This window comes from Clostridium sp. FP2 (assembly GCF_011065955.2).
Lineage (GTDB): Bacteria > Bacillota > Clostridia > Clostridiales > Clostridiaceae > Clostridium_AD > Clostridium_AD tagluense.
On sequence record NZ_JAAMNI020000001.1, the window covers coordinates 2135854 to 2156185 of the forward strand.

The window sequence follows — 20332 nt, forward strand, 5'->3', positions numbered from 1 at the left end:
GTGTTTTTTCCTAAAAACATGAAAACTCAATTTAAAATAGGTGATGCAAAGAAAGCTGTTGTAGAGGACACTAATGGTATGGTATGGGGTTTTCATGATGAGCTTAGCAATATATATTGGCAGATAAAGGGGTTTAATTTAGATGAGATTGATATTGATGAGGAAGTTGATTTCATATCAAAAAGAACAGGATACTCTGAAAAACTTATAGAAATAATATTATGGCAAAAATGCTGTTATGAGATGGAAAATGACTATTGGGAATATGAAGGGAAATGCATTAAGTGCGGTAACAGTAAATTATATATAAAGGAAGTCCATAATGTGGATTTTAGTGATCAAGTTATCTGCAAAGAATGTGAAACTGAATTTATAAGATAATATTTTAGTAAACAAAAAGCTGATAAATGCTTTCTGGAGATAGGAGCGAATGATTAGTCGTTATGAGTAAAAAATCTAAAGTACCATATCAATTAAATAATATAAAAGGGCAAATGGAACCATCAGAAGAAGATATAACAAATATTCTTAGAGCGGCAGATGAGATTATATTTGTAGGTGGTAGAACAATGCTTGCAAAAATACTAAAAGGCTCAAAGGATAAGAAGCTATTAGAGAAGCAACTTGAACTATGTCCAAGTTATGGTTACTACCATCAGTTAACTGTTGAAGAAATAACAAAGATAATAGATTGGATGATTATTAATGATTATCTGGATATAGATTATAATGGTCGACTTCCTATGATAGTTTTTTCAGGTAAAGGGTGGGAAACATATAAGCCTGTGTATACGGATGAGTTATATAATAAGATTTTAAATGTGGGTGAAGATACAAGAGATACACTTATTGAAGAATTAACTAAAACAAATAGGGAAGTAATCATTATGTTATTGATCAAAATTGGAAGTAGCAAAAATATCGGATTTATAAGATTTTTAACAAAATGGGAGACAGTAGAAGTTAAAAAAGTATGTCAGAAAATAAATGGTGCCATTTTGAATTTGAAATTAATAGATAAGTCCGAGTTTTAAGACTAGACCCTAGGGAGATTTTGTTCAATTGATGAAAAAATATAAATTTGCATCGGAACATTTGTGGCACCTAAAGTTTATAGTTGTTTAAAACACAAGTGTTATTTGATGATAAATTTAAAGGAACTCAAAGTGTATTTAGCTGGGCATCTGACTTTGATATGGAATTGCATAATGCAGGCAGAGACGACAAAAGTTATTTGGAGAGAAGAATAAAATTTTGCAGTGAGTATGTAAAAAATATTTATAGATGTTAAATTAAAACTAAATTTACTGAAAAATAGTGGGAAATACGTAATGTTGTCATCTTAAAGATTCAGTTGATAATGTTCAAATTTTAAGGTAAAATCATAAGATACATTTGAAATAATAGGGAGGTGCGAAACATGGAAAATAATCTAGTAAAAGAAGAATGGATTGACGGAAATGTTATGATGTCCCCAAGGCCACAGTATAACCATATGGAAATTGAAAAAATGATAGGATTTAGACTAGAAAACTATTTTAATGGGAAGTGTAAAGTAGCATTAGAAAATGCTCTGTTTCTAACAAAAGAAGATCCTAGTGAACTTAAAAATGATATAGTTAAATTGAAAAAATTAGTAACTGGCAAAGGTGCGGAACTCGTTCCGGATGTAGCAGTATATTGCAATAAAGAACAGATATTTAAAAGAGGATTTTTAGGAGTACCACAATTAGTAGTAGAGGTTTTGAGTCCTGGCAATTCAGAGGATGATACAATAAAAAAGAAAGATATTTATGAGAAATTTCATGTTCCAGAATATTGGATAGCTTCACCTATGTCTAAGAAAGTATATGTATATAATTTAGAAAATGGTAGATATAAATTAGAAAGAGAATATAAGTTTTTAGAAGAAGACATAAAATCAAGTAGATTTGAAGACTTGAAGATAGATATAAAAAATATAGATTTGTTTGAGTATGGTGAAGACGAAGACATTTAAATTCCAAAGCAGTATTTTACTGCTTTTTTTTTGCAAAAAAATATAACAAAGTACAATAAAAATATGATAATTGGAAGAGAACCATGGCTGTAAGAAAAGGGCAGAACATTTATTATTGGTTGCGATAGGAAATGTCATGGGAAAATTCAATCTTATATTCCTTCAAATCTATTCCTCCTTATAGGGTAATAAATGCAAAACGCCACAATCTTTTATTGATTGTGACGTATAATAAGAAAGATGTATATTAACACAAGCTAAAGATTATGCCCATTTTCCATGTCGTTTAGCTTTCTACTTTTAATTATGCCTATAACCGCTAACTGTAGAATTATGATTGCTATACTAACGAATATCAGCAATCCAACAGATGTAAAAGGCTTAAAATAATAACTCCACTTTTCACCTGTTGAACAGGTTATCAGTAAATAGGAGGCTATAAATGATATAATGTTCCCCAATGCATTTTTTCACACCCGAATTCCTCCATTTAAAAGATATAAATAATCTTTGTTGCACATAATTCTTGTCTAGAGAATTACGTTTTTTTTCTTTTTAACTTTCAAGTATAAATAATTTTTCTACCGTAGTGTTTAATAGTTTAGCAAGGTTCATAGCTAAGTCCAGAGTAGGATTATACTTTTCATTTTCAATTGCATTTATGGTTTGCCTTGTAACGCCAAGCGTAGTCGCTATATCTTCCTGTCTATATCCAAGTTGTTTTCTTAATTCTTTTATATTATTTTTCATCTTTTCCAAGTTTCCATTTCAAAAAAGATTGAATTACCATAAGAACAAGATTTTGCGATATTAAAAGAATAAATCCTAATCCTAATATTCCTGTCTGAGTGTAATCGTAGATATCCCAAATCACTAAAAATATGGTTGTATAAACCAAAGTCCATTTCATTGCTTTTAAAGTAATACTTAGTTCCATTTCATCCATTTTTCTCATAATAATAGCCTCCATAATGTAAAAAGTATTTTACATTATCATTTTAACACTAACCCTAACAAAATGTAAAGATGTTTTTACTTTTTGTTAATTGTGCTATAAGAATAATTTATAGATTAAGTGACATGCTTCTTAAATTTCATCATAACTGAATTAGTATTGTGTTACTTTCACTTAAGTTACTCTTCATCTATTTTTACTCTTAACATTTTATTCTTAACTTTTACAGCATATTTTAATTCATATGTTGGTACACCATTATTAATTGCTTCTGCAATTTCATCCATTTCCTTTTTTATCTTTTCTTCATCAACATACCAACCAAGTACAATTGATTTTTCTCCCCAAAACGCTCCGCTATTAAGACCAATCAGCCAATATTTAGGCTCATCGTTTTTTGCTTTGTACATTACATGTGACGCTAAAACTTTATAGCAATTAACAATTGATTTTCCATCATATGATTTAATAGTAATTTTCCCTGTTGGTACAATTATAGTATTGGGTAAAATTTTGTTGTTTTCAGTGGACTTTATCTCCCCTAGCATCAAATAATCTAAAGATACATTAAGTTCTTTAGATAACACAAGCAATTTTTCCATTTCTGGATAGCCACTCCCCTGTTCCCATTTAGAAACTGCTTGACGACTTACTCCAATTATTTCTGCTAACCCTTCCTGTGAAATATGTCTTTCTTTCCTAATTGATTTTAAATTATCTGCAAAACCCATGACTTTCTACCTCTTTTCTTTGTTATTATGTGTAAATTACAATATGTTTTACACTAAAATAACACCAATCTACATTTGCAAATCCGCAACTTGTATTTGCAATTTTCATAAACTGTATGAAAAAAATCATTTATCACTTAATTTCTATCAAAATTATTACAAATGTTCATAAGAGCTACCAAAATGTAATAACCATTTTGATAGCTTTTTTATTTTAAAATTTTAAAGGCAAATTTTTATCTTTGGCGAATGATATTATGTAAATGTTATTACAAAAAAAGCAAATAAGAAAATAAGGAGGTCGAATTTTAAAATGGATAAAGAGTTATTACAATATTTAGGACCGAATGAAAAAGAGGTAGTAACAAATTATGGTGATATAGATTCAGAAAAGTTGCTGGATGATGAATATAAGATATTAAATGTAAAGGTGTTTTTAGTAGGATTACTTGATAATGAAACTATAAATAAATTAAATACTCAAAGCACAGAGTATAAAGAGTTTATTAATCTTAAGGAGGTAGAACTCGAAGCTTTAAAGAATAATGATGAATTATTAAGTGAAACAGATTTAGTATTATTAATTGGAGAATATGAGGATACGAAAGCCATGGCAAAGCTTGAATATATTATACAAAATGCTGGCTTAAGGGATATAAAAACTGTATTGCTACTAAGTGTTAATAACAATATAGATAATGATTTAATAAGGGAGATATCCACAAAAGTAGATGTGCTAGTTCCAATTATAGATAATAAGGTTCAGCATTACGCACAGAATGCATTTAGCTTTTTAGATAAAAATAATCTTAAGGCAGAGCTTGCACAGCAGTATATAAATACTATTTTAGAATTTGCCCCAGAACGTATAAGTGTCATTGCGCCAATTGATATTATAGATATATTTACACATAACAAGGGTATAGTTTATGTATCTTCAGCATCAGCTAATGGAGAAGGTAGAGCAGAGAGAGCAGCAGCTTTAGCCTTAAGTAATATATACAGCTTGAAAGATTATAAAGATTGTAAAATTCTTTTATTGACCTTTTCAGGTGGTGAGAGTTTAGGGCTCCTAGAAATAAATGATGCAGCACAAGTTATAGTAGATAAGTATAGTGATGAAGAAACAATACTATTTACTGTAGGGCTGGAAAGCATGGGGAGTGAGATGAGGGTGAGTGTTATGGGGATATAATTAGGCTTAGGGTAAGGGAAGTTTAGTATGATTTAAATGGAATGTGTTATGTGGTAAAATTAGTATGGAAAGCTTGATGGATTTTGGTAATGAGTATCTTAAGTATATGAAAGAAATATAATATATATAAATTGGGAGGATGTGCATGATACATATTACTAATGAACATTTTGAAATTATTAAAAATAAAGATTGTATGGTAAATCATGATACTTGTAAAAATGTGTATTATAAGCATGATTTGAATAAAGTATATGAAATAAGTGAAAATCAGTATTTAAAAATAAAGTATGGTGAAAATCATGATAAAGTTTTAAAATATTTTGAAAATGTTGAACTAGAATGCATTACTTTGTTAGATGGTTCGCAAATTTTAAGCTACTACCAAGAATCTATTATAAAAATATTTGATAATAATGGGGACTTGATAAAAATAGATAAGGGAAATACATTATCAAATTTTGATGTACTATATAGTATTGAATTAGATGGTAATTCAATATGGGGCGCTTTCCCGACAGCACATGTCATAAGGAAAAGCTGTATATTAACAGGAGAAGAAGAAATGTCTATAGGTTATTGTGATTATATGAATGATAAAAGCTATCCGTTATGTTATCCAGAACATATAATTAAATATGATAACTATTTGTATATCTCTGATATGGGTAGCAAAAGAATACTGAGATTGGATTTGAATAATTACGAGTTGGATGAATATAAAAAGTTAAATGAAAGTGTTTGGGCTTATGGGCGAATAGGTAAAAATGAAGTGGTGGAATTAGAATCAGGGATGTATATACTGTGATACATTAATATAGTTTGCTACACGAGGTAAAAGAAATGTATTTTTTCATAATAATCAAAATTATAAGGAGTGGAGAATATGAAAACATTGGTAGTGTTCTATTCATTAGAAGGTAATACAAAATTAGTAGCAAATATGATTGCTGAGGAATTAGGTGCTGAAATACTAGAATTGAAACCTAAAAAAGAAATACCTAAAGGCAAATTTTTAAAATTTGTATGGGGTGGAAAAAGTGTAATATTTGGTGAAAAACCAGAACTTCTAAACCAGATTCCAAACATGGAAGCCTATGATACAGTTTTTATAGGTACACCCATTTGGGCAGGAACTTTTGCACCACCTATAAATACATTCATTTCAAGTAATATAATAGCAGATAAAAAAGTAGCATTCTTTGCGTGCAATGCAGGCGGAGGAGCGAAGAAATGCTTTGGTAAGTTGAAAACATTATTTATAAATAACATTATTATTGGCAGTATTGATTTTGTAGACCCAGCAAAGCAGAATAAAGAAAGTGTGAAAGAAGAAGTTAAAGCGTGGATTAAGAAAATATCTTAAAAGAATATTTAAATAAATTGATCATTTATATAACTACGAGCTGGTTATAGTTCGGAAATTGCAAATAAAACTTCAGGATTATTTAGTCAAACAGAAAAAATATTGAAGAAATGCGATTGTGATTCATCTTGCTATGAGTGCCTAAATCACTTTTGGAATCAAAGGTTACAAAGCAAGTTGAATCGATATATAGCACTCCGACTTCTTGGGTGGGGTGAAAAAGGAGTTATAGAAAAAGAATTTAATAGTACTGAGCAATATGAGATATTTAAACCACTTAAAGAGCTTCTAGAGTTAGATGGAGAGTTTATTGTGTCTTTTGGAAAAGATGAGGGTATTAACATGCGTAGAATGTGGTCACCCAGTTTCATTTAAAGTGAAAAACCCTCATAAAAAGAGGCCCCATTTCTTTCATAAAGTAATGAAAGGTGTAATGCGGGAATGTAGCTACAATGAAGAATCAGAAGAACATATACGAGGAATAGGGATAATATTAGATTACATGAAAGAAGCATACAGGGATATTAAATATGAGTTTAGATATAAATTACCAAATAATAAATATGCAGATTTATATTTTAAATTTGAGGATGGAAATGACCTTGCCATAGAATTTGAAAGACAAGATTTAGATTTTGAATATTGGGAAGAAAAACATAATTCTTTTAAATCCTTGAATATAAAGGATTTATGGTTTATAAAGATGGATAATAGCTGGGATATAAACATATTATATGACTTATCTTTTTATAAAAGAGTAGTACTTAATAATACTAATGAACTTCTATTATTAAACATAGAAAATAGAGATTTAACTATAGCTAGAAAAATGGAGTATAGAAATGAACTTAACGTAGTGATAGATAATGATATATTTAAACATACATATAAGCTAGGCGATACTAAAATTCTGTCCAGTGGAGAAATTGTAACAACACCTGATTTTAATAATATGTTCAATGAGGCAAATGAAGTATTCAATGATAATTGTGACAAGGAATATAATATAAAAAAAGAGGTAGAAAAACAAAAAAAACTTAATAACATACAAAACTCATATGTGAATGCTGAACTCTTTGCAAATGAAAGCAATATAGAAATAAAAAAGCAAAATTACTACCATGGTGAAGATGAGAGAATGATATATGGAAAACCAATTTCAGAAGATGAATCAAAGGCTAAAGTACATGAAATCATATATAAAAAACAGGAAAAAAACAATATGGAGGAAAAGAGCGAAGAATATAGACAGATTTTGAATAAAGCGGTAAATAGTAATTATGACAAGTATTATATTGAAAAGTTATCTAGAGAAATGAATTATGAAGCTGATACATATGATGCAATTAAAAGAGGTTTATTAAAATTAATAGAAAAAGGAAATGAAAAAGCTAAGAATTTTTATGAGATACTTTATAAATAAAGGAGACAAAACCATGTCAGAATGTATATTTTGTAATTACAATAAATCAGAAATAGTAGCAGAAAATAAATACACCTTTGCTATACTAGATCATTTCCCCGTAAATGAAGGTCATTGTTTGATTATACCTAAGAGGCACTTTCCTAATTTCTTTGAGGCAACGGAGGAAGAAATTAAAGCAATATATAGTTTGCTGCACGAGGTAAAAGAAATCTTTGATATTCAATATGAACCAGCTGGCTATAATATAGGCATAAATATAGGAGCTGATGCTGGTCAAACCATAGAGCATTTGCATGTGCATTTAATTCCTAGGTATGTAGGGGATGTGAGTAATCCTAGGGGCGGGGTTAGGAATTTTAAAAAGGCGTTGGTGGAGTATGATGGTTGATGCAGATATAATTGATAAAGGGATAATCGTAACTGATTCTATTGTATTTAAAGAGGCAGTTATAGATTATGATTCGAATTGTTCTACGGGGGGCAAGGATTATTTACTTCCAAAATTAACAGCTTCATTGAAAAGGTCAAAGACTATAGATATTATAGTAGGATTTTTAATGGAATCGGGAGTGAAATTGCTTATTAAGGATTTAAAGGAGGTAGCAGATAAAGGGGTTAGGATTAGAGTTCTAACAGGAAACTATCTTAATATAACTCAGCCTCAAGCCTTATATTTATTAAAGGGTGCGCTAGGAGAAAAAGTAGATTTAAGGTTCTATAATGTCCCCAATAAATCCTTTCATCCTAAGTCGTATATATTTGAATATGAAGAGGATGGAGATATTTTTATAGGATCTTCTAATATATCGAATTCTGCATTAACTACTGGAATTGAGTGGAATTATAGATTAAATAAGGAAAAAAATTTAGAGGATTTCACACATTTTCAGAATATTTTCGAAGATCTATTTTTAAATCATTCTATAATTATTGATGATGATGAGATGCGGCGTTATTCATCAGTATGGAAAAGAGCCAAAATCTTTAATGATTTAGAGAAAGGTGAAGATAACAAAGAACAATTTGGCACAGTGATTCCACTATATGAACCTAGAGGTGCACAAATTGAGGCTTTATATGAACTTGAAAAATGTAGAGAAGAAGGCTTAGATAAAGGATTAGTTGTGGCAGCAACGGGCATAGGTAAAACTTATTTAGCAGCTTTTGATTCACTGGGTTTTCATAAAGTTTTATTCGTTGCCCATAGAGAAGAAATATTAAATCAAGCAGAAATATCCTTTAAAAATATTAGACCTAATATTAAAACTGGATTTTTCAGCGGTAAAAATAAAGAGAGTAATTGTGACGTGGTATTTGCTACAGTTCAAACAATAGGACAAAAACAGTATCTCTGCCAGGAATATTTTAAAAAGGATGAATTTGATTATATTATTATAGATGAATTTCATCATGCAGCTGCAGGTAATTATGCCAATATAATAGAATATTTTACTCCGAAATTTCTTTTAGGACTTACTGCAACCCCTGAGAGATTGGATAATAAAGATGTATTTGCCCTGTGTGATTACAACATTGTTTATGAAGTTAGACTAAAAGGCGCAATAGACAAAGGGTGGCTAGTTCCATTTAGATACTATGGAGTTTTTGATGATACAGATTATACAAAAATATCCTCTAGAAATGGTAAATATGATGGAGAAGAATTAGAAACTGCTTTAATGATTAATAAACGTGCAGATTTAATCCTAAAACATTATAAAAAATATAATAGTAAAAGAGCTTTAGGCTTCTGCAGTAGCAGAAAACATGCGGAATATATGAGTGAATATTTCAATGGAAATGGGATTAAAGCTTGCACTGTAGTGAGTGGTACACAAACTGAGTTTTCTATGCAGCGACGGGAAGCAGTGGATAAACTTAAAAAGGGAGAATTAAACATTATATTTTCTGTGGACATGTTTAATGAGGGACTAGATATTCCTGAAATTGATATGATATTATTCTTAAGACCCACAGAATCTCCTACTATTTTTCTTCAGCAGCTTGGACGCGGTTTAAGAAAATATAAGGACAAGAAATATGTAAACATTCTAGACTTTATAGGTAATTATAAAAAAGCTCACTTGATTCCATTCTTTTTAAGTGGAGATTTAAAGGATATTGAAAAGAAAGCTAAAGGTGGTAAATTACCTCAAGAAGAAGAATATCCATAGGATTGCATAGTAGATTTTGATGTTCAAATAATTGATATATTCAAGAAGATGGTAGAGCAGCAAAAGAACATATTTGATCTAGTAGTAGATGAGTTTAATAGAATAAAAGAAGACTTAAAAACTAGACCAAGCAGGCTTCAAATGTATACTTATATGGATGACGATTTTTACAATGTAATAAGATCCAGAGGAGAGTTAAATATTTTCAATGATTATTTAGGGTTTCTAAATAAAATAAATGAACTTTTAGAAGAAGAGAAGTCATTTTTAAACACGAAAGCTTATGGATTCTTAAATAATATTGAAAAAACTTCAATGACCAAGACTTATAAAATGCCATTACTTTTAGCTTTTTATAATAATGGTAAGATAAATTTAAAAATAGATGAAGAATGTATTTTCCAAAGCTTTAGGGACTTTTATAGTAAACCTTCTAATGCAGTGGATCTTTTGAGACATGATGCAACTAAAGACTATAAGAGCTTTGATAAAAAGGATTATCTAAAAATTGCAGAAAATCCAATAAAGGCATTTTTAAATTCTGCAGAAGCTTTCTTTTATAGAGATAAATCATATCTTTGTTTAAATGATGATTTAGGTGAACTTAGTGAAAGTGAAGTATTTGTAGCTCAGTTTAAAGATGTTATTGATTATAGGACTAGAAGATTCTATAAGGAAAGACTTGAGAAGTTAGAAAAATAAATATGATAAATTTAACCCTCCATAGAGAAATGATATGGAGGGTTTTGTCTATTCGTATACTTTTTCGAGGACTATGCCTTTTTCAAAGCCACCTCTTTCTTCTTTTTTTGTATTTCTCTTGTTAATTAAATCTTCCTCTGAATATCCAAGAGCATTTGCAAGGCCAAATAAAACTTCCATAACGTCAGCAAGTTCTTCTAGATTTTTATCTTCTAGGTATTCGGATACTTCTTCATTTAATTTGGTTTCTAGTAAGGGTAGTAGTTCTTCTCTTTTGGCATAGTGGGTATCAAAGGTTTTGCCGGTGGATTTGATTATTTCAGGGATTTTGTCGCGGACTAGTTTGTTGTAGATTTTCATAAGGGGGACCTCCTTGGGTTATAGTATGGGGTTATTATAGCATAGTGGAGGGGAGAATGTTAATTAACCGTACAAGAAACAATTTACTTGCGGAATTATAAAATACTGGGTACAAATGAATAAGACTGAGGTTATAAATTAAAAGAGTAAAGAATATAAAATATTGAAATGTAAAAATGTCTGTGTCTTAAGTATAAGGAATAAGAAGAAAAATCCATAAAAATGTTTTAAAGCCTGGATATGTTAGCGTATAAATTAATTATGGATATTGTTTAGAATCCAATAATATAGTATAAAGTGGATATAAGAGTTGTATATCAAGATGAAGAGGGGAGAAATTATGGGATTTAAAGCACATGAGGCAAATGAACAAGTTTTTAAATCACTTCAAGAATTAAAAGAGTACGTAATTATAGAAAAAGCAACCACTGAGTTTGTACCAATTATAAGTCTTATGAAGAAAAAGGCAAAATTTGTTGATGATGAGTACTTTGGGTACGATAAAAAATGGTTTACTTTTAATGAAGAAGGGTTCAAAGAATTATGCAATAAATTTAACATACCAATGAACCTTATTAAAGGGTTTTGTGAAGATAAATTAGCATCCAGTGTTCTTAATGATATTTTTTATAATAAAGATCAAAAAGAAGTTTTATATAATCATCAATTTGTAATAGATAATAAATCTAGAAGAGTTGTGGGGATTGTGAGCTGTAGTTATATTGACTACAGTAATAAGGATTTCTTAGAAGATTTAGAAAAAGCTAATAATAATTTATTCAAAGATTTTAAAATACAAGAATGTTTTATAGTTAACACAAAGTTATATTTAAGACTTTTATCACCTAAAATAATAAGTGGATATGCAAAAGGAAGTTATTATGAAGGCGATGATACGTCTCAAGTAGGATTGCAATTTAAAAATAGTATGATAGGTAATAGTGCAGTTAAGATTGATTATTATATATATAGAGCTATTTGTTCCAATGGTCTTATAGTTGAAACCTTTGAGAATAAAAATAAAATTTTCCACAGTGGTAAGAGAGAATCTTTTATTGAAAGATTAGCACAGAAGCTTACACCTATAATGAAAGATATTAAAAAATTACCTAAATGCCTAAGTGATTTAGTTGATATAGAATATAGCCCCAGTGCTTTAGCTAATTTAGGAGTAGCCGATTATATTTACAAAATTATACCTTTGGACGAGTATACTTATACTAAAAGGAATAAAGTTAAAAGTGACCAAAAAATAGAGTTTGATAAGGAGTTTATTTTAGATATACCAAGAATATATGCTGGCGTTCATTCGGGAAAAGTATTTAATTCATCTTACAGAAATAATCAAAGTATGTTTGATTTTATAAACATTTTTACTGAATATGCTCATTGTAATGAACTAACAAGAAAACAACAAATCAATATTGAAGAAAAAACTGGTGAATTTATGAAGTGGGTGCTTGATAACAAAGAGCAAATAAAAATTGAAAATAATAAACATATTGAGGTAAAACAGTTAAGTTATATTTAGAATATTAATATATCACAGAAACAGTCCCTAGGTATTATAAAAGGTAATGCCTAGGGACTGTTTTACAAAAAAAACATGTAATTTTATAAATGTTTTTATTGTATAAGAAAATTTTTTATAGCTATAAATGAGCAAATTCAATAACATATTTTGGGAATAAGAAAAAAGAGCACAAAAATAGACATTTTCGCCATCATAAGGTATTATATTACTGCTAAGGAATATAACTAAAGGATGGATAAAAATGCCTACAGAAAATAATATACCATATGATAAATCAATTAACAACTTTATTATAGAAATTAGAATGTTACTTTATTTAACACTGCCACAATTTAAACATATTTGTGCCTTCGTGTTTGGGACCGTAGGTCGTGGTTGCAATGGTAAAGTTAGCCGTATAACTGAAAACTGTTATAGCTCCAGGCATAGAACTTCCGTAGGAAATTTTTTATCCAACAGTCCATGGAATGAAGAGTATGTTTTACGGGCATTACAAAAATTTGCAATTAAAAAAATATGGCAGTTATCAAAAGATACAGGTAAACCTATTTATGTGATTATTGATGATACTATCTGTAAGAAAACAAAGCCTTCGTCACAGGCTAAAAATCCTATAGAGAAATGTCAATTTCATTTTTCTCACTTAGAAGGTAAACAAGTTTATGGACATCAAGTTGTAGGTATTTTACTACAGTGTGGTGATGTAACAATACCGTATCAGCTAACGCCTTATGATAAAACTAGAATGAATGACTCTAACAAAAAAGTTACTAAAATTGAAATTGCTATAACCGCAATTTCTTCATTGCCCATCCCACCTAATAAAGGATTTATTTTAGGTGATAGCTGGTACAGTGCTGAGAAGATTCTAAAAGCAGCTCAATTAAGAGGTTTTGATTATATAGGAGCATTAAAAACTAATAGAGTTATATATCCAAAATGCTGCCGCATGAACCAGAAAATAAGTGGTTTTTCTAAAATGATAAATAAAGAAGATTTTCACTTAGTTACAGTGAATAAAAACTCTTACTATGTTTACCGATATGAAGGCAAGATAAATGGATTTAAAAAAGTAGTTATATTAATAAGCTATCCGAAAAATGCTTTATATAATCAAAATGCATTAAGGTCTTTTATATCAACAGATACTAGCCTTACGGCAGAAGAACTACTTTTTCAGTATACTCAACGCTGGACAATTGAAGTATTTTTCCGCCAAAATAAAATGGAATTAGGATTAGATACTTATCAAGTACGCAGCGAAAAAGCAATAAAAAGATTTTGGATTTTGACCCAATTATCATATTTTTATTGTACTTTTGGTGTATCTGAAACTCACTGCAAATTTGGAGAAGGTTTAAAAATAGCTCGCAAAAATTCTGTGCAAAATTTAATTGATTGGGTATATATACAATCTCAAAATGGAGTAAGCAAAGAAGCCATTTTTGATCTTCTTAAACTATCACAGGGTAAGTGCGCCTAGTTACTGTTAAATATTGTAAGTGAATTTGCTCGTTTATAGTTTATAGATTAAATGTGGTAAAATAAAGGTAGACTAGTACTTAATATACAAAGATGTAAAAATAAAATTGAAATATTAATAGGGGTGATATGTATGGGAATAAAAAATATGCAGGGAACATCTGCTTTTATAGAATATTTAAGACTAAAAGAGGACCATAGAAGGAGCAAAAGGAATTGCAAATATTATAAAAATGGAATATGTGTAAGCAAAACAGCCCGTTTTATGACTAAGTGTACAAGTCCTACCTTTTGTAGCCAATACAAGGAGAAAAATGATATAGTTAGTGAAAAATTAAATACTAAAACTAATTTAAAAACAGTAAAGTTAAAAGAAAGTATGAAAATAAAACTTTATAGTAATGTAAAGATAATGGATTATTCAATGGATGAAATAATAAAAGTAATTCTAGTGCCTAGAAATGAAAGCGATGCTTTTAATAATAAAATATCTACTGACTCAGAATTAGGGGCAGCTTTGTTAGGCAAGTCAAAAGGGAATATAATAAAACTAAACTTTATAAGTAAAAAAGGCGTAGAGGGTTATAAATATAAAATATTAGAATTTGATTAGAATAAACATGTTAATAAGAGAAAAGATGAGATTATATGAAGGAGATTTGAGAAGTCGTATGTGTGCAATTATTAAAACTTAGTAATTAAATTACTAGAAATAATATTGACAAACTTTACTAAAAACTATATACTTACACCAAGACATTTAAATAGTAATAACATTACTAACTTATAGTAAGGAGGGAATGAATGAATAAAATACAGAACTTTAATACAAAAATATCAGAACTGTTGCGTGGGAACGCTCCAATAGATGAATGGTCTCAAATTATAACTAAATATTATTTGCTAGGATATATCAATCAATTAAGTGCTGCGGATAACTGCAAACTTGATTTTATACTAAAATGCAATGACATAAAAGACGCTTTAAACAGTGCTTTCGAAACAATAGAAGAAGATAATATACTTTTACAACAGACATTTAATCATTTGAATAGTGATGAAAAACTTTCACAGGAAATAATACATCAGCTTATATCAAATATGAATATTTCAAATCTAACCAAAACTGAATGGACTGTAGCTTATGAAAATATGATGAATAAAATAATAGAGGCTCAAGGTAAAGGTGGAGAAGGAGTAGATATTCCAGAATGTTTAAATGAACTGGCAATTAAATTATTGGATACTAAAGAAGGAAGTCTTTATGCTGGAATAGCAGGAATAAATGGAACATTGATAGAGGGTTATAAGTACTCAAGGGAATATGGAAAAGATTTAGAACTATACGCTCAGGAAAGTATGCCTAAATTCTATGCTATAGGTAAAATAAGATTATTTTTAAATGGAATAGAAAAAGCTGAATGTAAATGTGGAGATGTATTAAAGAATCCATTATTTAAAGAAAATGATAATGAATTAAAAAGATTTGATTATGTTATTATGAATTACCCCTTTAGCTTAAGACTAGATGATGCTGAGAAAATAGTAGAAGAAGATAAGTTTAATAGATTTGTTTATGGAAAACCACCAAGATCAAATGCAGATATGTTGTTTATATCACATGGCATTAAATCTTTAAAAGATAAGGGGAAAGCGGTTGCAATTACTACAGGAGGTACCTTGTTTAGAAGTGGCGCAGAAGCGCAAATCAGAGAGAATATACTTGCTTCAGATTTAATAGAAGCGGTAATATCGCTACCTTCTAATTTATATAGAACAACAGGTATACCAGTAAACATTATTATATTTAATAAAAACAAAGAACAAGGTTACAAAAACAAAATACTTTTTATAAATGCAGAAGCAATGTACGAAAGTATTAGAAGAGGCCAGCATACTTTAGCTAAGGAACATATAGAAAGAATCGTTGATGCATATAGAGGCAAAAAGGCGATTGAAGAATTTAGTGCTTTAGTAGACGTAAGTGAACTGAAAGAAACAAACCTAATGCCTAGTCGTTATGTTGTAAAAACAGAGTTAAATATTGAACCTTATGGAGAAGTAGTATTTAACAAGGAAAAGCTAAAAGAATTAGAAAAGTGTAAAACATTAGGTGATATAAGCGAATTCTACAGAGGTATCAATATTGTATCAGACGAGTCAGAGTATAAAGAAGGAAATTATAAGGTTATTAATTTGGCAAATGTTCAGGAGGGAAAAGTAAACATAGAAGCATTATCTAGATACAATATTAAGAATAATGCTAGAGTAGAGTCCTATCTAGTTCAAGAAGGCGATATTATAATTTCAAGTAGGGGTGTAAAAGGGGTAAGTACTAAGGTTTGTGTAATCCCAAAGCATGAGGGAAAGGTACTATTATCTCAAAATTTTATAGGAATTAGAGTAAAACAAGGTATTTCACCAGAATATATTAAAGAATTTTTAGCGTGCCCCTTGGGACAATTTCTAATAATGAACAGACAAATAGGAACCAGTATTATAACTATTAATCCTAAAGATTTAAAAGAAGTGCTAGTAGTACTTTTACCTTTAGAAGATCAAATTAAAATTATCAATGAACATAAAGTAGAGGAGTTTAGAATAAAAGAAGAAATTGAGACTTTACAGGAAAAACTTAAAAATAACAAGCAGGAAATGTATAATCAAATGGGCATAGGAGATAGTTTTATAATTAAAGGGTATATATAGCTTGAAAAATCATAAAGATTGTAAAATACTTTTACTGAATTTCACAGGTGGTGAGAGTTTAAGCCTCCTAGAAATAAATGATGCAGCACAACTTATTGCAGATAAATATGACAATGGAGGTTGAATAAAGATAAATTGGATGGCGGCCAATTTATGTTGAGTCATAATAATATACAATCCTTAAGGAGGTACTACATATGGAAATAGGATGGAAATTCCCACTTAATAATGATGGACCAATCACAGGTATCAGTGAAGCAGGCGTAGAAACATTTAATGGTACTCCATATAAATCCTTAGCAAGAGAAATTTGCCAAAATTCATTAGATGCAGTAAAAGATAAAACTAAGCCTATTAGAGTAGAATTTAGTTTGTTGGAACACAATAGCCAAAAATTAGATAAAAGAGAAGAGCTAAGTGATGCATTTAAAAAATGCAGTGAATTTTGGGAACAACAAAAAGATAAAAAGACAAAAAACTTTTTTGATAAAGCCTGTAGAGCAATTAAGAAAGATGCGATTAGGGTTTTAAGAATTAGTGATTTTAATACAACAGGGTTAGATGGAGCTGATGAACAAATAAATTCTAATTGGTGTAATCTTGTAAAAGGTAACGGGGTATCGGATAAAGGTGGAAGTGCAGGAGGAAGTTTTGGAATTGGAAAGTCAGCACCTTTTGCATGTTCAGACTTTAGAAGTGTAATTTATAGTACATTAGATTATAAAGGAGTAGAGGCAAGTCAAGGAGTAGCAAGGATAGTATCATTTGACACTATAGATGGAATTACTCAGGGTATAGGTTACTATGGAAATAAGGAAAAAAATCAACCAATTAAAAAGCAGTATGTATTAGATGAAGGATTTAGAAGACAAGAATCAGGAACTGATATATATATATTAGGTTTTAAAGAAGGAGAAACATGGAAGTCAGAAATTATAGCAGCTATATTAGAAGGATTTTTAGTTGCTATATGGAAGGATTTTTTAGAAGTTATAATTGATGATGTGATAATTTCAAAGGATACTATTGGTAATGTTATTAGTGAATATGGGGAAGAAATAGATAGTTTCACAAAAAACTATTACAAGGTTTTAACTAGTGAGGATACTCAAGTAATTGAATGGGATTTTGAAGAATTAGGAAACATGTTGTTGTATCTTAATATTCATGAAGATTTCCATAGGAAAATTTGTGTAACAAGAGCTAGTGGTATGAAGATTTTTGATAAAGATAGAATATCAGGATATATCCCTTTTGCAGGTATTCTCATACTAGAAGGGTATGAGGTAAATAAATTTTTCAGACCAATGGAAACACCTCAACATGATAAATGGGAACATGAGAGACATCAATATCCTAAACTAGCAAAAAAGAGAATATCAATGATTACAAAAGCTATAAAAGAACATGTATCAAATTTACAGGTGAACACACAACAAGATGAGATGGATGTAGAAGGTATTGGAGAGTATTTACCAGATGAGTATATGGATGAAAAACAAGACAAAGATAAAAAAGAAGAGTTGTCTAATAGAGTAAAAAGGATAGAGGTTAAACGAGTAGATTTAACAAAAAAAACTAAGATTATGGGTGAAGGTAATGATGCTGGAGAAGATGGGTTTATGGATGTATATGGCGAAGAACGGGAGGAGGGGACTAATGAAGGTGTAGTTAATAATTCGGGAAGTGGTAAATCATCTGGAGGAAAAGGTAATCAAGGGGGATTTAAAGAAGCACAAGATATAGGTATACCAATAGAAAAATGTGTGGAAATTAAGCCTATGGGAATTAGGATGTTTTGTTCTAACAAATCATTAGGAGAGTATACTTTGATGCTTAAAACATCTAAGAATTTTAAAAATGCTTATATAAAAGTTATGATTGCTGGCGAGCAAGGAGGCGTAGATGCTATTATAAAATCAGCGTATATGTTAGATAATGGTAAAAGCGATTTAGTAGCAAGAGAAGGTAAAATAATTGTTAATAAATTAATAAAAGACATTCCCAATAAGTTGAAGTTCATAATTGACTATGATAACTATTGTTCAATGGAGGTAAAAGTATATGGACTTGAGGCATAAATTATTTCCTTATCCAGTATTGGCAGAGTTTTTGGATGACTATATAGATAATAAATTTATAAGTGAAGCATCCATAGAAAAAATTAGAGACAATATTACATTTAAGCTAGAGAGTAAAATTGAAAATAAAACATTAAAGAACTTAATTGATAATGATAAGGCAAGGTATATGTTTCACATAGAATGCCCTCAAACATCTTATAGAACAGTAGTTAAAACAAAAGATGAATTAACTTACCATGAGGTAGAGGCAGGAAAAATGGTAGGCAAAGTTCAAATATGCGTATTTGTTGTTGCAATAGATGAAGTTTATAACTATGTTAATGAAACTTTTGTTAGCGACTATAAGGGTATAGATTTTAATCTGGAAAAGGGAAATATATTAGCTATAGGAGGCCAGTTTAATATTACTGTAGATAAAGAAAAAGAGGAACTTGGTAAAATACCTTCTATATTTAGTGTTTTAAGAAAAATTACTAAAGAAGAAAAAGATTTATCAGTAGATATTTATGATAATAAGGTTAAAATATGGTTGCCAGAAAAAGAATATTATAATTATCAAAAAATGGCCAGAGTTCCTACTCTACAACCTGCATTACACTCTATGATAGTTTTACCAGTATTAATATATATATTTGAAGAGATTAAAAAAGGTGGCATAGATGGATTTGAAGAATATAGGTGGTTTAAATCTATAAGAAAATCTTTAGCAATAGAAAAAATCAATCTAAATAGTGATACGTTAAATCAGCATACATCTATATCCTTAGCACAAAAAGTGCTGAATATGCCTTTAACAAGAGCGCTAGATAACTTAATTCGAGGTAACAATGAGGAAGGAGAAGAGTAAGATGAAAATTAATTTTTTACAAGAAGAATCCTTACTTACTCTAAAAGGAAATATTAAAGAGAATATATTGCAATATAGGCAAAAAGACATTGGATGGATAATAGACTTTTTTAATGGACAATCACCATTTGTAGAATTTAAATATGAGGTAAATGACTTCGAACTTCTAATGAACGAAGAAAGACCGGAAAAAACTGATTTAGAAAATATAAAAAGAATTTATTTGAACTTAAAGTTTTTAACAGAAACACAAGCAACCGATGAAAGATTATGGGCGGGTTTGGCTCATGATAAATTTTGGACATACATGCAATATCGTTGGCCATTGGAGAAAATGAAGGACCCACAAGTTAATCTTAACAGACAGTATTTTTTTGGAGAATCAAAAAGGCGTTCACTTACTTTTCATGGTCTTGCAAAGTTATGGTGGATTGGAAGGTATACATATGACGAGAGAAGGGACAATCCTTTTGAGTTAACAGAATATGTATGTAAAGACCTATCAACTACGGCGTTATATCTATTTTCAAGTAATTTTACTAGTAATGATAATATAAGGTTAGGTATGCTTAGAGCTATTGTAGATATGGAGAAACGAGAATACAGGGTTAAGAGACAAGAACAAAATGAATTGATTAAATATTTTAATATATTAGGTGGTACGTATATATTGGATTTATTTAGTGAAGATGAGATTTATGAAAAGGCTACTAAGAAGTTAAATAAAATGTTTTCCGTAAATGAGAAGTCAGCTTAAGAAATCAAGGC

At 29.6% G+C, this 20332-nt stretch carries 24 protein-coding genes; 20 read left to right on the top strand and 4 right to left on the bottom strand.

Annotation, left to right across the window (positions count from 1 at the left end):
• Positions 1-18: 18 nt before the first annotated feature.
• The 4 genes from G9F71_RS10205 to G9F71_RS10220 all read left to right on the top strand — a co-directional run bounded on the left by G9F71_RS10205 (position 19) and on the right by G9F71_RS10220 (position 1999).
• Positions 19-381: a hypothetical protein gene (locus G9F71_RS10205; protein ID WP_164948383.1), complete on the top strand. Its 363-nt coding sequence runs from the start codon at positions 19-21 to the stop codon at positions 379-381.
• Between the two features lie 62 nt (positions 382-443).
• The gene (locus G9F71_RS10210; RefSeq protein WP_164948382.1) at positions 444-1034 is read left to right on the top strand and encodes an RQC-minor-1 family DNA-binding protein; all 591 of its coding nucleotides are present in this window, start codon (positions 444-446) and stop codon (positions 1032-1034) included.
• A gap of 83 nt (positions 1035-1117) precedes the next feature.
• Positions 1118-1291 carry a hypothetical protein gene (locus G9F71_RS10215; protein ID WP_164948381.1) on the top strand — a complete coding sequence of 58 codons (174 nt, stop codon included), beginning with the start codon at positions 1118-1120 and terminating at the stop codon, positions 1289-1291.
• Between the two features lie 129 nt (positions 1292-1420).
• Positions 1421-1999: a Uma2 family endonuclease gene (locus tag G9F71_RS10220; protein ID WP_164948380.1), complete on the top strand. Its 579-nt coding sequence runs from the start codon at positions 1421-1423 to the stop codon at positions 1997-1999.
• Positions 2000-2554: 555 nt separating this feature from the next.
• Here G9F71_RS10220 and G9F71_RS10225 read toward each other — a convergent pair.
• The 3 genes from G9F71_RS10225 to G9F71_RS10235 form a co-directional block, all read right to left on the bottom strand.
• A complete protein-coding gene (locus G9F71_RS10225; protein WP_125005378.1) occupies positions 2555-2749 on the bottom strand; it encodes a helix-turn-helix transcriptional regulator in 195 nt (64 codons plus the stop codon).
• Entirely contained in the window at positions 2739-2954 is a 216-nt protein-coding gene (locus G9F71_RS10230; protein WP_164948379.1) for a hypothetical protein, read from the bottom strand. Before G9F71_RS10230 ends, G9F71_RS10225 begins: the two co-directional genes overlap by 11 nt.
• A gap of 179 nt (positions 2955-3133) precedes the next feature.
• Positions 3134-3685: a helix-turn-helix domain-containing protein gene (locus tag G9F71_RS10235; RefSeq protein WP_164948378.1), complete on the bottom strand. Its 552-nt coding sequence runs from the start codon at positions 3683-3685 to the stop codon at positions 3134-3136.
• A gap of 313 nt (positions 3686-3998) precedes the next feature.
• Here G9F71_RS10235 and G9F71_RS10240 point away from each other — a divergent pair, with 313 nt between their 5' ends.
• The 8 genes from G9F71_RS10240 (at position 3999) to G9F71_RS27585 (ending at position 10548) form a co-directional block, all read left to right on the top strand.
• Positions 3999-4880, top strand: coding sequence for a hypothetical protein (locus G9F71_RS10240; RefSeq protein WP_164948377.1), 882 nt, complete (start codon positions 3999-4001; stop codon positions 4878-4880).
• A 145-nt stretch (positions 4881-5025) separates the two neighbouring features.
• Positions 5026-5688, top strand: a complete 663-nt coding sequence (locus tag G9F71_RS10245; RefSeq protein WP_164948376.1) for a hypothetical protein — start codon at positions 5026-5028, stop codon at positions 5686-5688.
• Positions 5689-5766: 78 nt separating this feature from the next.
• Positions 5767-6246 carry a flavodoxin family protein gene (locus tag G9F71_RS10250; RefSeq protein ID WP_164948375.1) on the top strand — a complete coding sequence of 160 codons (480 nt, stop codon included), beginning with the start codon at positions 5767-5769 and terminating at the stop codon, positions 6244-6246.
• A gap of 102 nt (positions 6247-6348) precedes the next feature.
• Entirely contained in the window at positions 6349-6621 is a 273-nt protein-coding gene (locus G9F71_RS10255) for a hypothetical protein (RefSeq protein WP_164948374.1), read from the top strand.
• A 46-nt stretch (positions 6622-6667) separates the two neighbouring features.
• Entirely contained in the window at positions 6668-7669 is a 1002-nt protein-coding gene (locus G9F71_RS10260) for a hypothetical protein (protein ID WP_164948373.1), read from the top strand.
• 13 nt (positions 7670-7682) lie between these two features.
• Positions 7683-8060, top strand: a complete 378-nt coding sequence (locus G9F71_RS10265) for an HIT family protein (RefSeq protein WP_164948372.1) — start codon at positions 7683-7685, stop codon at positions 8058-8060.
• Positions 8050-9846, top strand: coding sequence for a DEAD/DEAH box helicase family protein (locus tag G9F71_RS10270; protein ID WP_318011062.1), 1797 nt, complete (start codon positions 8050-8052; stop codon positions 9844-9846). The genes G9F71_RS10265 and G9F71_RS10270 overlap by 11 nt, the downstream gene beginning before the upstream one ends.
• Positions 9847-9894: 48 nt before the next feature.
• Complete coding sequence (locus G9F71_RS27585) at positions 9895-10548, top strand: hypothetical protein (protein WP_318011063.1); 654 nt, start codon at positions 9895-9897, stop codon at positions 10546-10548.
• Between the two features lie 48 nt (positions 10549-10596).
• Here the strand turns inward: G9F71_RS27585 and G9F71_RS10275 are convergent, their stop codons facing one another.
• Entirely contained in the window at positions 10597-10908 is a 312-nt protein-coding gene (locus G9F71_RS10275) for a nucleoside triphosphate pyrophosphohydrolase (RefSeq protein WP_164948371.1), read from the bottom strand.
• A 340-nt stretch (positions 10909-11248) separates the two neighbouring features.
• On the opposite strand from G9F71_RS10275, the gene G9F71_RS10280 reads away from it, so the two are divergent.
• From G9F71_RS10280 to G9F71_RS10310, 8 genes are all read left to right on the top strand, one after another.
• Positions 11249-12439: a DUF932 domain-containing protein gene (locus G9F71_RS10280; RefSeq protein WP_164948370.1), complete on the top strand. Its 1191-nt coding sequence runs from the start codon at positions 11249-11251 to the stop codon at positions 12437-12439.
• A 244-nt stretch (positions 12440-12683) separates the two neighbouring features.
• Entirely contained in the window at positions 12684-13925 is a 1242-nt protein-coding gene (locus G9F71_RS10285; protein WP_164948369.1) for an IS701 family transposase, read from the top strand.
• Positions 13926-14057: 132 nt separating this feature from the next.
• Positions 14058-14537, top strand: a complete 480-nt coding sequence (locus G9F71_RS10290) for a GreA/GreB family elongation factor (RefSeq protein ID WP_164948368.1) — start codon at positions 14058-14060, stop codon at positions 14535-14537.
• A gap of 191 nt (positions 14538-14728) precedes the next feature.
• Positions 14729-16633: an N-6 DNA methylase gene (locus G9F71_RS10295; protein WP_164948367.1), complete on the top strand. Its 1905-nt coding sequence runs from the start codon at positions 14729-14731 to the stop codon at positions 16631-16633.
• A gap of 1 nt (position 16634) precedes the next feature.
• Positions 16635-16757 carry a hypothetical protein gene (locus tag G9F71_RS27275; RefSeq protein ID WP_263488211.1) on the top strand — a complete coding sequence of 41 codons (123 nt, stop codon included), beginning with the start codon at positions 16635-16637 and terminating at the stop codon, positions 16755-16757.
• Between the two features lie 73 nt (positions 16758-16830).
• Positions 16831-18714, top strand: a complete 1884-nt coding sequence (locus G9F71_RS10300) for a hypothetical protein (protein ID WP_164948366.1) — start codon at positions 16831-16833, stop codon at positions 18712-18714.
• Entirely contained in the window at positions 18698-19564 is an 867-nt protein-coding gene (locus G9F71_RS10305; RefSeq protein ID WP_164948365.1) for a hypothetical protein, read from the top strand. The genes G9F71_RS10300 and G9F71_RS10305 overlap by 17 nt, the downstream gene beginning before the upstream one ends.
• 1 nt (position 19565) lies before the next feature.
• A complete protein-coding gene (locus tag G9F71_RS10310) occupies positions 19566-20321 on the top strand; it encodes a DUF6339 family protein (RefSeq protein ID WP_164948364.1) in 756 nt (251 codons plus the stop codon).
• Positions 20322-20332: the final 11 nt, after the last annotated feature.